Annotated in this window: 16 protein-coding genes; 5 read left to right on the forward strand and 11 right to left on the reverse strand. The window is 71.6% G+C overall.

The window, feature by feature from the left end; genetic code table 11:
* Window positions 1-128: 128 nt before the first annotated feature.
* From ABT001_RS24960 to ABT001_RS24970, 3 genes are read right to left on the reverse strand one after another with little or no spacing between them, the layout of a single operon-like run.
* A complete protein-coding gene (locus ABT001_RS24960) occupies window positions 129-899 on the reverse strand; it encodes a DUF3710 domain-containing protein (protein WP_351281486.1) in 771 nt (256 codons plus the stop codon).
* Window position 900: 1 nt separating this feature from the next.
* A complete protein-coding gene (dut, locus tag ABT001_RS24965) occupies window positions 901-1,428 on the reverse strand; it encodes a dUTP diphosphatase (protein WP_351281488.1) in 528 nt (175 codons plus the stop codon).
* Window positions 1,428-2,012, reverse strand: coding sequence for a PaaI family thioesterase (locus ABT001_RS24970; protein WP_351281490.1), 585 nt, complete (start codon window positions 2,010-2,012; stop codon window positions 1,428-1,430). The genes dut and ABT001_RS24970 overlap by 1 nt, the downstream gene beginning before the upstream one ends.
* 58 nt (window positions 2,013-2,070) lie before the next feature.
* Between ABT001_RS24970 and ABT001_RS24975 the strand changes: the two genes are divergently transcribed.
* A complete protein-coding gene (locus ABT001_RS24975; protein ID WP_351281493.1) occupies window positions 2,071-2,526 on the forward strand; it encodes a DUF3093 domain-containing protein in 456 nt (151 codons plus the stop codon).
* A gap of 24 nt (window positions 2,527-2,550) precedes the next feature.
* On the opposite strand, the gene ABT001_RS24980 is transcribed toward ABT001_RS24975, so the two are convergent.
* The 4 genes from ABT001_RS24980 to ABT001_RS24995 all read right to left on the reverse strand — a co-directional run bounded on the left by ABT001_RS24980 (window position 2,551) and on the right by ABT001_RS24995 (window position 6,114).
* Window positions 2,551-3,507 (reverse strand): hypothetical protein, encoded by a 957-nt coding sequence (locus tag ABT001_RS24980; protein ID WP_351281496.1) that lies wholly within the window; start codon window positions 3,505-3,507, stop codon window positions 2,551-2,553.
* A gap of 12 nt (window positions 3,508-3,519) precedes the next feature.
* Window positions 3,520-3,816 carry a DUF4193 domain-containing protein gene (locus ABT001_RS24985; RefSeq protein WP_003965732.1) on the reverse strand — a complete coding sequence of 99 codons (297 nt, stop codon included), beginning with the start codon at window positions 3,814-3,816 and terminating at the stop codon, window positions 3,520-3,522.
* A 404-nt stretch (window positions 3,817-4,220) separates the two neighbouring features.
* Window positions 4,221-5,453: a sensor histidine kinase gene (locus tag ABT001_RS24990; RefSeq protein WP_351281498.1), complete on the reverse strand. Its 1,233-nt coding sequence runs from the start codon at window positions 5,451-5,453 to the stop codon at window positions 4,221-4,223.
* A 7-nt stretch (window positions 5,454-5,460) separates the two neighbouring features.
* On the reverse strand, window positions 5,461-6,114 hold the full coding sequence (locus ABT001_RS24995; protein WP_103759760.1) for a response regulator transcription factor: 654 nt from the start codon (window positions 6,112-6,114) through the stop codon (window positions 5,461-5,463).
* Window positions 6,115-6,475: 361 nt separating this feature from the next.
* On the opposite strand from ABT001_RS24995, the gene ABT001_RS25000 reads away from it, so the two are divergent.
* A complete protein-coding gene (locus ABT001_RS25000) occupies window positions 6,476-6,649 on the forward strand; it encodes a hypothetical protein (RefSeq protein WP_167359495.1) in 174 nt (57 codons plus the stop codon).
* Window positions 6,650-6,752: 103 nt separating this feature from the next.
* Here the strand turns inward: ABT001_RS25000 and ABT001_RS25005 are convergent, their stop codons facing one another.
* Both ABT001_RS25005 and ABT001_RS25010 read right to left on the reverse strand, forming a co-directional pair.
* On the reverse strand, window positions 6,753-7,553 hold the full coding sequence (locus ABT001_RS25005) for an inositol monophosphatase family protein (protein ID WP_351281502.1): 801 nt from the start codon (window positions 7,551-7,553) through the stop codon (window positions 6,753-6,755).
* Between the two features lie 50 nt (window positions 7,554-7,603).
* On the reverse strand, window positions 7,604-8,728 hold the full coding sequence (locus ABT001_RS25010) for a ferrochelatase (RefSeq protein ID WP_351281505.1): 1,125 nt from the start codon (window positions 8,726-8,728) through the stop codon (window positions 7,604-7,606).
* Window positions 8,729-8,842: 114 nt separating this feature from the next.
* Here ABT001_RS25010 and ABT001_RS25015 point away from each other — a divergent pair, with 114 nt between their 5' ends.
* Window positions 8,843-10,087, forward strand: coding sequence for an MFS transporter (locus ABT001_RS25015; RefSeq protein WP_351281507.1), 1,245 nt, complete (start codon window positions 8,843-8,845; stop codon window positions 10,085-10,087).
* Complete coding sequence (locus tag ABT001_RS25020; protein WP_351281510.1) at window positions 10,047-11,366, forward strand: D-arabinono-1,4-lactone oxidase; 1,320 nt, start codon at window positions 10,047-10,049, stop codon at window positions 11,364-11,366. The genes ABT001_RS25015 and ABT001_RS25020 overlap by 41 nt, the downstream gene beginning before the upstream one ends.
* Window positions 11,367-11,376: 10 nt before the next feature.
* Here the strand turns inward: ABT001_RS25020 and ABT001_RS25025 are convergent, their stop codons facing one another.
* The gene (locus ABT001_RS25025) at window positions 11,377-12,369 is read right to left on the reverse strand and encodes a hypothetical protein (protein WP_351281512.1); all 993 of its coding nucleotides are present in this window, start codon (window positions 12,367-12,369) and stop codon (window positions 11,377-11,379) included.
* A gap of 497 nt (window positions 12,370-12,866) precedes the next feature.
* Between ABT001_RS25025 and sepH the strand changes: the two genes are divergently transcribed.
* Window positions 12,867-13,931, forward strand: a complete 1,065-nt coding sequence (gene sepH / locus ABT001_RS25030; RefSeq protein WP_351281515.1) for a septation protein SepH — start codon at window positions 12,867-12,869, stop codon at window positions 13,929-13,931.
* A gap of 86 nt (window positions 13,932-14,017) precedes the next feature.
* On the opposite strand, the gene ABT001_RS25035 is transcribed toward sepH, so the two are convergent.
* On the reverse strand, window positions 14,018-14,845 hold the full coding sequence (locus ABT001_RS25035) for a sulfurtransferase (RefSeq protein WP_351281517.1): 828 nt from the start codon (window positions 14,843-14,845) through the stop codon (window positions 14,018-14,020).
* Window positions 14,846-14,878: the final 33 nt, after the last annotated feature.

The raw sequence follows: 14,878 nt of genomic DNA on the forward strand, positions 1-14,878 counted from the left end.
GGGGGCCCCTTTTTCCGGGATGTCGCTGGCGGGGGGGCGGCCCCCGCCCCGCCGCGCCGGGGGGCCCCCCCCCGGGGGAGGGGCGCGGCCCACCGGCCTCTGACGTGACGAGCTGGGGTGCGGTGCGGTCAGCGCACCTCGGTGATCTCGGGCCCACGCTGCAGCTGGCCCATGCCGCCGGAGAACTTCGAGCTCTCCTGGTCCTCCTGCTGCACACCCTCGGGCACCATCTGGGCGTCGTTGGGAAGCTTGAGGACGATCGGGTCACGCGGAGCCATGGGGCCGTCGCCACGGACGACGACGGTGTCCCGGAAGATCGTCTCCAGCAGTCCGGCGGCCTCCGGCTGCACCGCGCCCTGGCCGGAGATCACTCCGCGCAGGAACCAGCGCGGTCCGTCGACGCCGATGAAGCGCACCATCTGTACGCCGTTCTTCCCGTCGGGGAGCTGCACGGGGACCTGGGCACGCAGTTCCCAGCCCAGCGGACCCTCGACCTCGTCGATGACCCCGCCCTGCTGGGTGATGCCGGAGGCGATCTCCTCGCGCACCTCTCCCCAGATGCCCTCCTTCCTGGGGGCGGCGAAGGCCTGGAGCTGGACCGCGCTGTCGCGCAGCACGACCGTGGCCGCGACGATCGCGTCGCCGGCGACCTCCACCCGGAGCTCCATGCCCTCGACCCCGGGCACGAAGATCCCGCCCAGGTCCACGCGGCCCTCGCCGGGCCTGGAGACCTCGGAGAGGTCCCACGGCCCGTCGGGGCGGGGGGCCGGCGGAAGGTTCGTGCGGCGCGAGCCGCTCGCGGCCCCGGTGTCGTCGAGCTCGTCGGCGACCTGCTCGGCCTCGCGCGTCTCGTCCGCCGTGTCCTTGGCGGAACCACTGTTCTTGCGACGTCCGAACACGTCAACGTCCTTCCCGGTCGGATACGACCGAAGCGTAGCTGTTCCCACCCTGGGTGTTACCGCCCGTGACGCCGTCCACCGCGGCGTGACCGCCGGTGGATCCGAAGCCCCCCTCGGCCCGCGCCGAGCCGGGGAGCTCCGTCACCTCGTGGAAGCGCACCTTCTCGACCTGCTGGACGACCAGTTGGGCAATCCGGTCGAACCGTTCGAATCTCACGGTCTCGCGTGGATCGAGATTGACCACGATGACCTTGATCTCCCCACGGTACCCGGCATCAACCGTCCCTGGGGCGTTCACGAGGGCCACTCCGCAGCGGGCCGCGAGGCCCGAACGCGGGTGCACGAAGGCGGCGTAGCCGTCGGGCAGCGCGATCGACACCCCGGTGGGGAGCACCGCCCGCTCGCCGGGGGCGAGCTCCGCGGCCTCGGTGGTGACCAGATCGGCACCGGCGTCGCCCGGGTGTCCGTAGCCGGGAATCGGCACGTCGGGGTCGGTCCGGCGGATGAGCACGTCGACGGGAGGGCGCATCAGGGGTTCACCTCGAAGGCACGGGCACGCCTGACCTGGTCCGGGTCGGACATCGCCGCCTGGATCTCCTCGGGCCGGCCGTTGTCGACGAAGTGGTCCACCTTGACCTCGATGAAGAGGGCCTCCGCGCGGACCGCGACGGGCCCCTCGGGACCGCCGGTCCGTCCCGTGGCACGGCAGTAGATCTTCCGGCCGTGCACGGCGGTGGCCTCGGCCTCCAGGAACAGCACCGTTCCCACCGGCACCGGCAGGACGTAGTCGGTCTCCAGCCGTCCGGTCACCGCGATGACCCGCAGCAGCCAGCTCAGCGCACCGAGGGTCTCGTCCATCGCCGTGGCGAGGACACCACCGTGCGCGAGCCCCGGAGCGCCCTGATGGGCGGGCTTCACGGTGAACTCGGCGGTGACACTCACGCCCTCTCCGGCCGTCGCCCGGAGATGCAGCCCATGCTCCTGCCCGTCACCGCAGCCGAAACAGTGTTCGTAGTGAGAGCCGAGGAGCTCACCGGGCGCGGGGGCGTCGGCGTGACGGACGGGCTTCACCGCGTCGGCCGGGGGTGTCAGACGTGCAGATGTTCCACTCACAGGCGCAGACCTTACCCGCGCGGCCGGTTCCGGGTCGCGCCGTGCCAAGCTTGCCTTCATGCAGCCTTCCGCTCCTCCCTTCGACGAACGTCTCACCGCGCCCCGTTCGTGGTGGCTCATCGCCTGCGGGATCGGCATCGCCTGCGCGCTGATGCTCCTGCCGCTGGGCGCCCTGCCGATGCTCGGCGGCCTGGTCGCCGGTACGGCCGCGGCGTGCGCGGGCGTGAGCTCGTACGGCTCCGCGCGCATCCGGGTCGTGGCGGGCTCCCTCGTCGCGGGTGACGCCCGGATCCCCCTGGAGGCGCTCGGCGACGCCGAGGTGCTGGACGGGGAGGAGGCGCGCGCCTGGCGCTCGTACAAGGCGGATCCGCGTGCGTACATGCTCCTGCGCAGCTACATCCCCACGGCGGTGCGGGTGAAGGTCACGGACCCGGCCGACCCGACGCCGTACGTCTATCTGTCGACCCGGGAGCCGCAGGCACTGGTCGACGCCCTCACGCCCGTACGCGCCTGAAGGCAGCTCGCGCCTCCCGAGCGGTCAGCGGCCGGAGTCGTCCAGGCCCTCGGGAAGCTCCTCGGCGGGCTTCGCGGGCTGTTCCAGCGGGGGAAGCTCCGGGAGCCGGTCCCAGGGGATCTGCTGGCGCCGCAGGTCGTCCCTGACCCGGTCGGCGAGCTTCCTGGTGTCCCGTCGGTTCATCAGCGCGCCGACGACGGCACCGACCATGAACGGGATGAGATTCGGCAGGTCGCGCACGGTGCGCTTCATGATCTGCTGCCGCAGTTCGCGCTTCAGCTGCCCGCCCAGCGCCGCGTTGAGCGTGGTGGGGCGTGAGACGTCGATGCCGCGTTCCTCCGTCCAGGACGTCAGGTACGCGGTGCTGCGCTGGCCGATGTTGCCCGGCGGGCGCCGGCCGTAGACCTCGTGGAGCTCGGCCACGAGCTTCATCTCGACGGCGGCGACTCCGGTGATCTCCGCCGCCAGCTCGGCGAGCATGGCGGGGGGTACGGGCATCATCGCCGCCGCCCCGATGCCCGCGCCGACGGTCGCGGTGGCATTGCACGCACCGGCGACCAGCTTGTCGGCGAGCTCTTCGGGGCCGAGCCCCGGGAACTGTCCGCGCAGGGTGGCGAGGTCCCGCACGGGGATGCGTGGAGCCACGTCGATGATGCGGTCGGCCACGAGGCCGACTGCGGCGGTGGCACTCTCCCTGCTCCTGCGTACGCCTCGTTTCAGTGTGTGCAGGCGGCCGGAGCCCTGCGAGGGCCCTGCCGGTCCGTCCTGCCCGGCCTCGGGTGACGGCTCTGTCCCCCGTGCCGCTTCGAGCGAGGCCGGACGGCCCCGCTCGTCGTCAGGTCTGCCGGGAGAGGCCGGCAGGGCGGCCTGGTGCTCGGCAGTGGGGCTTTCGCCCTCTGCCGGGCCTGTGCCGCCCTGATGCGCCTCCGACGACTTCGTGCGCCGCAAGCGCCGCTTCCGGAACGGTGTGTCGCCTGCCACGGACGGCCGCCCTCAGTCGCAGTCGCGGCAGATGGGCTGGCCGTTCTTCTCTCGCGCCAGCTGGCTGCGGTGGTGCACGAGGAAGCAGCTCATGCAGGTGAACTCATCGGCCTGCTTGGGCAGGACCCGTACGGCCAGCTCTTCGTTGGACAGGTCTGCTCCGGGCAGCTCCAGTCCTTCTGCCGCGTCGAACTCGTCGACGTCGACGGCGGATGCCGTCTTGTCGCTCCGACGAGCCTTGAGCTCTTCGAGGCTGTCCTGGTCCACGTCGTCGTCGGTCTTGCGTGGGGTGTCGTAATCCGTTGCCATGTCGCTCTCCCCCTCTTGGGTGTCTGCGGTGTCTCAGCGCACGTAACGCGTGAGAGGCCGGACTTGTGCCCGACCTGAGGCGGAGATTTTGCCTCACATCAAGGTCTGTTACTCAATCGACACCCAACCGGATCCCTCATGAGCGATCAGCTTGGGTGGCGAAGGGGACCGTACACGGTCCTATTACTGCAGTTCACGGGAGCCACCCCGTGTACTTCCCGTGATACCGCACCCCGGAAACCCGGACGTTTCCAGGCTTTCGGGCAGGGATGTGCTCACGGAGAGTAGAGGGGCCGAAAATCGCTTCTGTGATCGATCACACAGGGACAGAACGGGAACAGGGTTCGAAAATTCCGCCCAAAGCGAACAGAGGGATCCAATGCGGCCTCACACCATGAAGCCTCTCAGACCGGCAGGGTGACGCGCATCACGAGACCACCGCCCTCGCGAGGCTCCGCGATGATACGGCCTCCGTGCGCCCGCGCGACGGACCGGGCGATCGACAGGCCGAGCCCGACCCCCTTGTCGCTGCCCGTGCGCTCCGTGCGCAGCCGCCTGAACGGCTCGAAGAGGTTGTCGATCTCGTAGGCGGGCACCACGGGCCCGGTGTTCGAGACGGTCAGGAGCGCCTGCCCGTGCTGGAGCTCGGTGGTGACCTCCACCCAGCCGTCCTCCGCCACGTTGTAGCGCACGGCGTTCTGCACGAGGTTGAGCGCGATGCGCTCCAGGAGGACCCCGTTGCCCTGGACGACGGCCTGGGCGCGCTCGCCGCGGATCTCGACCCTCTTCGCCGCCGCCTCGGACCTGGTCTGGTCGAGAGCGCGGTCGGCGACCTCGGCCAGGTCCACGGGCTTGCGCTCGATGATCTGGTTGTCGCTGCGGGCGAGCAGCAGCAGCCCTTCGACGAGCTGCTCGCTGCGCTCGTTCGTGGCCAGGAGCGTCTTGCCCAGCTGGTGGAGCTCCGGCGGGGCCTCCGGGTCGGAGAGGTGGACCTCGAGGAGCGTGCGGTTGATCGCGAGGGGCGTGCGCAGCTCGTGCGAGGCGTTGCCCACGAAGCGCTGCTGCGCCGTGAAGGCCCGCTCCAGCCGGTCCAGCATCTCGTCGAAGGTGTCCGCGAGCTCCTTCAGCTCGTCGTCCGGCCCGTCCAGCTCGATCCGCCGGGTCAGGTCCGTACCGACCACCCGGCGGGCGGTGCGGGTGATCCGGCCGAGGGGGGACAGGACACGGCCCGCCATGGCGTACCCGAAGGCGAACGCGATGACGCTGAGGCCGACCAGCGCGAGCAGCGACCTGTTCAGCAGAGAGTCGAGCGCGTGTTCGCGCTGCTGGTTGACGCAGGCGTTCATGGCCGCGTTGAAGGTCTCCGGGCTGGCCGTCGTCGGCAGGTCGCACACCTCGCTGGTGACCTGCCCCTTCACGACCTGGAACGGCAGGTCACTGCCCACGTTCAGCGCCTGGGCGGCCAGCATGTAGATGATCGAGAGCAGGAGGATGCCCGCGATCAGGAACATCCCGCCGTACAGCAGCGTGAGACGTATCCGGATGGTGGGGCGCAGCCACGGGTACGGGGACTCCTGCGCCTTGGGCTCCCAGGTCGGCTTGGGAGGTGCCTTGACGGGTGCGGGGGAAGCTGCCATCACGCCCTCAGATCCGGTATCCGGAACCGGGGACGGTGACGATGACGGGTGGCTCACCGAGCTTGCGGCGCAGGGTCATGACCGTGACCCGCACCACGTTGGTGAACGGGTCGGTGTTCTCGTCCCACGCCTTCTCCAGCAGCTGCTCGGCCGAGACGACCGCGCCCTCGCTGCGCATCAGGACCTCCAGGACCGCGAACTCCTTCGGGGCGAGCTGGATCTCCTGGTCGTCCCGGAAGACCTCGCGGCGGTTGGGGTCGAGCTTGATGCCCGCGCGCTCCAGCACGGGCGGCAGCGCGACCGTGGTGCGGCGCCCCAGGGCGCGCACCCGTGCCGTCAGCTCGCTGAAGGCGAAGGGCTTGGGAAGGTAGTCGTCCGCGCCGAGCTCCAGGCCCTCGACCCGGTCGCTGACGTCACCCGACGCGGTGAGCATCAGGACCCTGGTGGGCATGCCGAGCTCGACGATCTTGCGGCAGACGTCGTCCCCGTGGACCACCGGGAGGTCCCTGTCCAGCACGACGACGTCGTAGTCGTTCACACCGACGCGCTCGAGGGCCGCCCCGCCGTCGTAGACGACGTCGACGGCCATGGCCTCCCGGCGCAGTCCGGTGGCCACCGCATCGGCGAGCAGTTGCTCGTCCTCGACGACGAGTACGCGCACGGCGCAGTCCTTCCCTAGATCTCCGAAAAAACGACGAGCGGCCCTCGTTCCGGCCGCCCGCCGCACGTCAGCGGCACCGACTGTGCGCGTCCATCCTGCCTGTAACGCGCATAAACCGGCGGTAAGGCGGCGCGGGCCCGGGCCGCCGCCGAAGGGAATCGTTCGGATTCCCGGGCCAGTTGAGGTTTCTCCCCGCCCGGTGGCGGGGAGGACGATCTCACACCCCGCGATCACGCCATGCATGTGGCGTACCACAGCCCGTCCCGCATCCAGAGGGACTGCGTGATCACCCGCACTCCGGCCCGCCGGAGGACCACCGGGCACACCCCCGTGCCACCGACCCACGATGAGGGGGCGCTTCATGGACGCTTTCACCGCAGGTCTGCTGCAACGAATCAAGACCACCGAGTCCGACCTCACGAGGGCTCGCGAGACGGGCGACGACTTCCTCGCGGATGTCGAGCAGGGAGAGCTGGACGACCTGCACCGCCTCGCCGCCGAGCACGGAGTGGAAATCAGCGCCACAAGCGTCTGAGCCGCCACGAGAGGGCCCCGGGAGCCGTGATGGCTCTCCGGGGCCCTCTTCCTGTGCCGACGGCCTCCCCGGGTGCCACGACGGGCTCAGGGAGGTGTGTACGTCAGTCGTGCCAGGCGCCGAGCTCCTCCAGGAGCGCCTGCAGCGGCTCGAAGACCCCGGGGGTCGCGGCGACCGTGAGGTCTCCGTCCGCGGGCAGTCCCGGCCTGCCGCCGGTGATCGCGCCGGCCTCCCGCGCGATGAGGTCGCCGGCCGCCACGTCCCACGGGTGCAGCCCGCGTTCGTAGTAGCCGTCGAGCCTGCCCGCCGCCACGTCGCAGAGCTCGATGGCGGCGGATCCCCCGCGCCGGATGTCGCGCAGCAGCGGGATCAGTCGCTGGGCGACGGCTGCCTGATGGGCGCGTACCTCGGTGACGTAGTTGAAGCCGGTCGCGACCAGCGACTGGTCGAGGGGCGCCGTGGGCCGGCAGCGGAGCGCTTCCCCGTTGCCGTACGCACCGCCACCGAGCACCGCGTGGAACGTCTCGCGCCGCATCGGGGCCTCGACCACGCCGACCACCCGTTCACCGTCGCGCTCCGCGGCGATGGAGACGGACCAGGTGGGCAGCCCGTAGAGGTAGTTCACCGTGCCGTCGAGCGGGTCGATGACCCACCGGATGCCGCTGCTGCCCTCGACGCTCGCGCCCTCCTCCCCCAGGAAACCGTCGGCGGGACGGTGCTCCGAGAGATAGCCGGTGATCAGCTTCTCCGCCCGGATGTCCATCTCGGTGACGACATCGATGGGGCTGGACTTCGTCGCGGCCACCCCCAGGTCGGCCGGGCGGCCGTCCCGGAGCAGGGCGCCGGCCCGGCGTGCGGCTTCCAGCGCGAGGTCGAGCAGTTCGGACAGGAGGGGGTCGGTCACAACACTCCAGAGGTGGTCGCGGGGCTGGGACGCGGATTTCGGAAAACGTCCTAGAACGGGCTGTCGGCGCCGGCTGCGGCCGGCTTGAGGGCCCTGGCCGGGCAGCAGCCGACCGGGCAGAGGTCGTGGGAGGGGCCGAGCGCGCCCAGGGCGCACGGCGTCACCGGGCGGTCCTGTTCGGCGGCGGCGCGCTCCAGGAGGAGTTCGCGCACGGCGGCGGCGAACCGGGGGTCCGCGCCCACCGTCGGTGAGCGGCGCACCGGCAGTCCGAGCTCGGCGGCCTTGGCGGTGGCCTCCGTGTCGAGGTCGTACAGCACCTCCATGTGGTCGGAGACGAAGCCGATGGGGGCCATGACGACCGCCGGGACACCGTCGCCGTGCAGGGTCTCCAGGTGGTCGCAGATGTCGGGCTCCAGCCACGGGATGTGCGGGGCGCCACTGCGCGACTGGTAGACGAGCTGCCACGGGTGTTCGACACCGGTCTCCTCGCGCACGGCCTCGGAGATCAGCCGGGCGACGTCCAGGTGCTCGGCCACGTAGGAGCCGCCGTCGCCGTGGCTCTCCACCGGCCCGGAGGTGTCGGCCGCCGCGGTCGGGATGGAGTGCGTGGTGAACGCGAGGTGTGCCCCCGCCCGCACGTCCTCGGGGAGGTCGGCCAGCGACGCCAGCACGCCGTCCACCATGGGCCGTACGAAGCCGGGGTGGTTGAAGTAGTGCCGCAGCTTGTCCACCCGGGGCACCGGGAGCCCTTCCGACTCCAGGACGGACAGGGACTCCGCGAGGTTCTCGCGGTACTGGCGGCAGCCGGAGTACGAGGCGTAGGCGCTGGTGGCGAGCACGGCGATCCGGCGGTGGCCGTCGGCGGTCATCTCGCGGAGGGTGTCGGTGAGGTACGGGGCCCAGTTGCGGTTGCCCCAGTACACCGGCAGTTCGAGGCCGTGGTCCGCGAAGTCCTTGCGCAGCGCGTCGAGCAGTGCCCGGTTCTGCGCGTTGATCGGGCTCACGCCGCCGAAGAGGAAGTAGTGCTTGCCGACCTCTTTGAGCCGTTCCTCGGGGATGCCCCGGCCGCGGGTCACGTTCGCCAGGAACGGGACCACGTCGTCAGGGCCTTCGGGACCACCGAAGGAGAGCAGCAGCAGAGCGTCGTAGGGAGCGGGATCACGCACATCGGCCATGCACTCGATCCTGCCACCCGCCTCCGACAGTGGGGCAACCGCCATCGGCGGGTCGGCGGCACCCGTAAGCTGTGTCAGCCCCTCGCACACCTGACAGGCCTTCCCGGAGTCCCCGTGCCCAGCCCCTACCGCGCCATCTTCGCCGCCCCCGGCAGCCGGGAGTTCTCGGCCGCCGGCTTCTTCGGCCGGATGCCGCTGTCCATGATGGGGATCGGCGTGGTGACGATGGTCTCCCAGCTCACGGGCCGTTACGGGCTGGCGGGAGCCCTCTCCGCGACGCTCGCCATGGCCGCTGCCGTCATGGGGCCCCAGGTCTCGCGGCTGGTCGACCGGCACGGGCAGCGCCGTGTGCTGCGCCCCTTCACGCTGTTCGCGGCCGCGTCGGTCGCCGGGCTGCTGATCTGTGCTCAGCAGCGGCTGCCCGACTGGACCCTGTTCGTCTTCGCGGCGGGCGCCGGCTGCGTCCCGAGCGTGGGGTCGATGGTCCGGTCCCGCTGGGCGGAGATCTACCGGGGCTCCGGGCGGCAGCTGCACACCGCGTACGCCTGGGAGTCGATCGTCGACGAGGTGTGCTTCATCTTCGGCCCCATCATCTCCATCGGCCTGTGCACCGCGTGGTTCCCGGAGGCGGGGCCGCTGCTCGCCGGTGTGTTCCTCGTGATCGGCGTCTTCTGGCTGACCGCCCAGCGCGCCACCGAGCCCACGCCGCATCCGAAGGAGCACCACACGGGCGGCTCCGCCCTGCGTTCCCCAGGACTGCGGGTCCTGGTCGGCACCTTCGTCGCCACCGGGGCGATCTTCGGCGCGGTGGACGTGGTGACGGTGGCCTTCGCCGAGGAGCGCGGCCACAAGGCGGCGGCCAGCCTCGTGCTCGCGGTGTACGCCCTGGGCTCCTGCCTCGCCGGAGCCGTCTTCGGTCTGCTGCACCTGCGGGGGAAGCCCTCCACCAGGTGGCTGGTGGGGGTGTGCGCGATGGCCGTGAGTATGATCCCCCTCCAACTGGCCGGGAGCCTGCCGTTCCTGGCCGTGGCGCTCTTTGTCGCGGGCCTCGCCATCGCACCGACGATGGTGACCACGATGGCCCTCGTCGAGCAGCACGTACCGCGCACGCAGCTGACCGAGGGCATGACCTGGACCAGTACCGGGCTTGCCGTCGGAGTGGCGCTCGGCTCCTCCGCCGCGGGCTGGGTGGTCGACGCCTCCGGGGCCGGGGCGGGGTACGCGGTGCCCGCGGTGGCGGGAGCACTCGCGGCCGCGGTGGCGTTCCTGGGGTATCGCCGGCTCGGGGAGCCGGTACCGACGGGAGGGCGCGGGGAAGATGACCGACACCTACGCACGGGCGGCGAACACGTGGCGTAACTGGGCGGGCAATGTCACGGCCCGGCCCGCGCGCGTGGAGTGCCCCGCCTCCGTCGACGAGCTGGCCGGGGTGCTCCGCAGGGCGTCCGAGGACGGTCTGACGGTCAAACCCGTCGGCACCGGCCATTCGTTCACCGCGACCGCAGCCACCGACGGGGTGCACATACGCCCGGACCTGCTCACCGGCATCCGGGACATCGACCGGGGGGCGATGACCGTCACGGTCGAGGCCGGCACCCCTCTGAAACGCCTCAACGCCGCGCTCGCCCGGGAGGGGCTCTCCCTCACCAACATGGGCGACATCATGGAGCAGACGGTCGCCGGGGCCATCTCCACGGGCACCCACGGCACCGGCCGCGACTCGGCGTCCGTCGCCGCGCAGATCCGCGCACTGGAACTGGTCACGGCCGACGGCACGGTGCTGCGCTGTTCGCCCGGCGAGCACCCGGACGTCTTCGCGTCGGCCCGGATCGGGCTCGGGGCCCTGGGGGTGGTCACCGCGGTCACGTTCGCCGTGGAGCCGGAGTTCCTGCTGACGGCCCGCGAGGAGCCGATGACCTTCGACCGGGTCACGGCCGAGTTCGAGCAGCTGGTCGCCGAGAACGAGCACTTCGAGTTCTACTGGTTCCCGCACACCGGCAACTGCAACACCAAGCGCAACAACCGCAGCGCCGGGGCGGCGGCCCCGCCGGGGCGGGTCAGCGGATGGATCGAGGACGAGCTGCTCTCGAACGGGATCTTCCAGGTCGCCTGTTCGGTCGGGAGGGCGGTCCCCTGGACCATCCCCTCCCTCGCCAGGATCTCCAGCCGTGCCCTGTCGGCCCGTACGTACACCGACATCCCGTACAAGGTGTTCACGAGCCCCAGGCGGGTGCGCTTCGTCGAGATGGAGTACGCCCTGCCGCGTGAGGCCGCGACCGAGGCCCTGCGGGAGCTCAAGGCCATGGTGGAGCGCTCACCGTTGCGGATCGGTTTCCCCGTGGAGGTCCGCACGGCGCCCGCGGACGACATCACGCTCTCCACGGCCTCGGGCCGGGAGAGCGTGTACATCGCGGTGCATCTGTACCGGGGCACGCCGCACCAGGCGTACTTCACCGCAGTCGAACGGATTATGACGGGATACGACGGCCGCCCGCACTGGGGCAAGATCCACACCCGGGACGCCGGTCACCTGGCTGGCGTCTATCCCGGTTTCGGCGAGTTCACCGCACTGCGCGACCGGCTCGACCCGGGCCGGCTGTTCGCCAACAGCTATCTGCGCCGGGTGCTCGGCGACTGACACCGCCGTCTCAGCGGCCGGCGTCCGCCCCGGCCGCACCGTCCTCCTGGACCGTGGCGTCATCGGTCGCGGCAGGCTCCGGTGCCGTGGAGGCGGCGCCGCCGGGTACCTCGGGAGCGGTGGGCTCCGGGGCCGTGGACCCTTCGGACGCGGAGTGGGTGGGGACGGGTCCGGGCGTGGAGCCTTCGGTGGTGTCGGGCCGCGCGCTCGGCCCGTCCCCGGGGTCCGTACCCGGGGTGGCCCCGTCGCCGTCCGGGCTGCTGCCGTCGCCGCCGCTCTCCTCCTGGCCCGTGCCGTCGGTGCTGCCCGAGGGCGCGGGGGAAGCCGGCCCGGCGTCGCTCTTCCCGCGCACGACGGATCCGACGGTGGTCCCGCCGCTGCCGCCCAGGTCGTGGCCGGAGGCCACCTCGTACACGGTGATACCGCCCATGGCCAGGACGAAGACCCCGGCGGCCGCGAGGGCCGAGCGCTTCCAGCCCCGTACGCGGGTGCCGTGCGTACGGGCGTCGGAGAAGGCGTCGTCAGGACGGGGGTCGCCGGGAGCCGGGTCGCCGGGGTGCGCGTCGCCGATCCGGACCTGCCGCAGCATCGTCGTACGGTCCAGGTCGCCGGGCCGGATCTCGCGCAGAACCGTGGTGCGGTCGTGCGCCTGGTCGCGGTCGACCGTGCGGAGCACCTTCGTCGCGTCGTCCTCGGGCCGCCCCGGCTCAGGGGACGGCTCCCGGGTGAACACCGTGACCTGACGGCCCGCCGGATGCTTCACCTGGACGGTGACCTCGCGGATCTGCTCCCCCGTGCGCCGGAAGAAGTGCTGGAAAACGGAGCCCCCGCAGGTGGCCACGACACTCATCACGCCCGCCCCGGCGATGGTTCCGTACACACCGAGCTGTGAGGCCATCACCGCCGCCGCGACCGCGGCCACGGCGCTGCCCGCTACCTGCGGCAGGCTCAGATCTATGCGCCCTTCTTTGCGTTCCGCACCGTTATGCGGCTTCTGAACCATGATCAGCCCCTGCTCGACAGCTACCCCACCTTGCACCCTGAAGAGACATTTGGGCGAATCAGATAGTTCCGATTCTGGAGATTTTGTGAAGCAGCCCACGCATTGAGGGCAAACAGCTGACAAATGGGTAACCCGACTCCCGCGCCCGGCGAGAACTTCGACGGCGCGCCGGTCCACCCCGGTGGCCCGAATGGAGTACTGTGGCGAGCCCTGGGGCCGGACTCCCACACGGGTATCCGGGACCTACGGGAGGGGGCCGAAGGGCGGCACTCTAACCGGCGGCGCCGCGGCATCGCACGGGCGCCAGCTGCGTGGAGCGACCACTTGGTCACTCCACGTCGCACACCGGTGGCCGTGTCGTCGTGGCGTTCAGGGCCAAGGCCCGACATGCCGGGTAACTTGGCAAGGTTGTGGCAGGCTGAACCCGGGCAGGTCACACTCGACTAGCGGAAGCAGCGACGCACGTGACGTCGGCAGGCACCACCCGGGAGGTTCCCATGCCCGAACTGCGTGTCGTGGCCGTCTCGAACGACGGCACACGACTGGTGCTCAAGGCTGCGGACAGCACGGAGTACACGCTTCCGATCGATGAGCGGCTGCGTGCCGCCGTCCGCAACGACCGCGCCAGGCTCGGCCAGATCGAGATCGAGGTGGAGAGCCATCTCCGCCCGCGCGACATCCAGGCACGTATACGTGCCGGTGCCTCCGCCGAGGAGGTCGCCCAGTTCGCCGGCATCCCGGTGGACCGGGTGCGCCGCTTCGAGGGCCCGGTGCTCGCGGAGCGCGCGTTCATGGCCGAGCGCGCCCGGAAGACTCCCGTGCGACGTCCCGGCGAGAACACCGGCCCCCAGCTCGGCGAGGCGGTGCAGGAGCGGATGCTGCTGCGCGGCGCCGACAGGGAGACGGTCCAGTGGGACTCCTGGCGCCGGGACGACGGCACCTGGGAGGTCCTCCTCGTCTACCTCGTCGCCGGCGAACCGCACTCCGCGAGCTGGACGTACGACCCGCCGCGACGCCTGGTCCAGGCCGTGGACGAAGAGGCGCGCTCGCTGATCGGCGAGACCGACGACGTCACCGCTCCGGAGCCGAGCTTCCCGTTCGTGCCGCGGATCGCGCGGCTGCCGCGCGACCGGCCGCTGGATCGTGCGCTGGACCGCCAGATCGAGCGTCCAGGACCCCCCGCACCGGATCCGGAGGAGCGTCTCAGCGGCGTGTCCGCCGGCGAGCGGGACTCCCTGACCAGCCTCCTGGAGGCGGTACCGAGCTTCCGCGGCGACATGATCGTCCCGGAGCGGCCCACCCAGCCCGAACCGCCCGCACTCGAGCCCGCGCCGCAGCAGGAGCCCGAGGCGGACGAGCCCCCGGCCGCGGCGGCGTCCGCCGGTGCCGGCTCCGCGTACGCCGATGTGCTGATGCCCCGCGCGGTGGCGGGCCACCGCGACCGGCTGACCGGGACGACGGACCGTCAGGCGGAGGCCGACGGTGTCCGCCCGGGCCGCAGGGCGGCGGTGCCCAGCTGGGACGAGATCGTCTTCGGCACACGCCGGAAGAAGCAGGACTGAGGCCCGGACCGGATGTCCGCGCCATGAGGAGGGCCCGTGCGCAGCGGCGCACGGGCCCTCGCTCCGTCAGGGGGACCGGCCGCCCGTCAGCGTGGGTCCGGCCCCGTGGCCACGGGGCGCGACTCGTCCGAGGTCCACTCCGACCAGGACCCCGCGTACAGCGCGGCCCGGTGCCCCGCGAGTTCCAGCGCCAGCACCTCATGGGCGCCCGAGACGCCGGAGCCGCAGTAGACGCCGATCTCGGTACCGCCGTCGGCGCCCAGCCCGGAGAAACGGGAGGCGAGCGAGCCGACGGGCAGGAAGCGGCCGTCCTCGCCGACGTTCAGGGTGGTCGGGGCGGACACCGCGCCGGGGATGTGCCCGCCGACGCGGTCGATCGGCTCCACGTCCCCCCGGTAGCGCTCCGCGGCCCGCGCGTCGAGCAGCAGACCGGAGCGGGCCAGTTCGGCGGCCGCGTCCGCGTCCAGGAGACCGAGCGCGCCCGGCTCGGGCCGGAAATCGCCCTCGGCGGGCTCCGGAACGGCGGTGGTGAGCTCACCCATCCATGTCGCGAGACCGCCGTCCAGTACGCGGACCTCACGGTGCCCGGTCCAGCGCAGCAGCCACCAGGCGCGGGCGGCCGCCCAGCCCTGACCGCCGTCGTAGACCACGACAGGAGTCTCCCGGCCGACTCCGGCCCGACGCATCACGGCTCCGAAGGCTTCCGGGTCCGGCAGGGGATGGCGGCCACCGCTGCCCGCCGGGCCGGCGAGCTCGGAGTCGAGATCGATGAACACCGCCCCCGGAAGATGCCCGGCCTCGTAGTCCGCGCGGCCGTTCGGCCCGCCGAGCTGCCAGCGGATGTCCAGGAGCACCGGCGGGCGCGGCCCCGTCGACTCGCTCATGTATTCGGATGCGGTGATGATGGGCTTCATGGGTGCCATCTTCGCGCAGGGGCCGCACCTTCT

It is taken from the genome of Streptomyces sp. NPDC002793 (genome assembly GCF_040295485.1).
Classification (GTDB): Bacteria; Actinomycetota; Actinomycetes; order Streptomycetales; family Streptomycetaceae; genus Streptomyces.

Coding starts and splice junctions, on each gene's coding strand:
- dut (WP_351281488.1), bottom strand. CDS start 1,428: ATGCGCCCTCCCGTCGACGTGCTCATCCGCCGGACCGACCCCGACGTG.
- ABT001_RS24975 (WP_351281493.1), top strand. CDS start 2,071: ATGCAGCCTTCCGCTCCTCCCTTCGACGAACGTCTCACCGCGCCCCGT.
- ABT001_RS24985 (WP_003965732.1), bottom strand. CDS start 3,816: ATGGCAACGGATTACGACACCCCACGCAAGACCGACGACGACGTGGAC.
- ABT001_RS24990 (WP_351281498.1), bottom strand. CDS start 5,453: ATGGCAGCTTCCCCCGCACCCGTCAAGGCACCTCCCAAGCCGACCTGG.
- ABT001_RS25000 (WP_167359495.1), top strand. CDS start 6,476: ATGGACGCTTTCACCGCAGGTCTGCTGCAACGAATCAAGACCACCGAG.
- ABT001_RS25010 (WP_351281505.1), bottom strand. CDS start 8,728: ATGGCCGATGTGCGTGATCCCGCTCCCTACGACGCTCTGCTGCTGCTC.
- ABT001_RS25020 (WP_351281510.1), top strand. CDS start 10,047: ATGACCGACACCTACGCACGGGCGGCGAACACGTGGCGTAACTGGGCG.
- ABT001_RS25025 (WP_351281512.1), bottom strand. CDS start 12,369: ATGGTTCAGAAGCCGCATAACGGTGCGGAACGCAAAGAAGGGCGCATA.
- sepH (WP_351281515.1), top strand. CDS start 12,867: ATGCCCGAACTGCGTGTCGTGGCCGTCTCGAACGACGGCACACGACTG.
- ABT001_RS25035 (WP_351281517.1), bottom strand. CDS start 14,845: ATGAAGCCCATCATCACCGCATCCGAATACATGAGCGAGTCGACGGGG.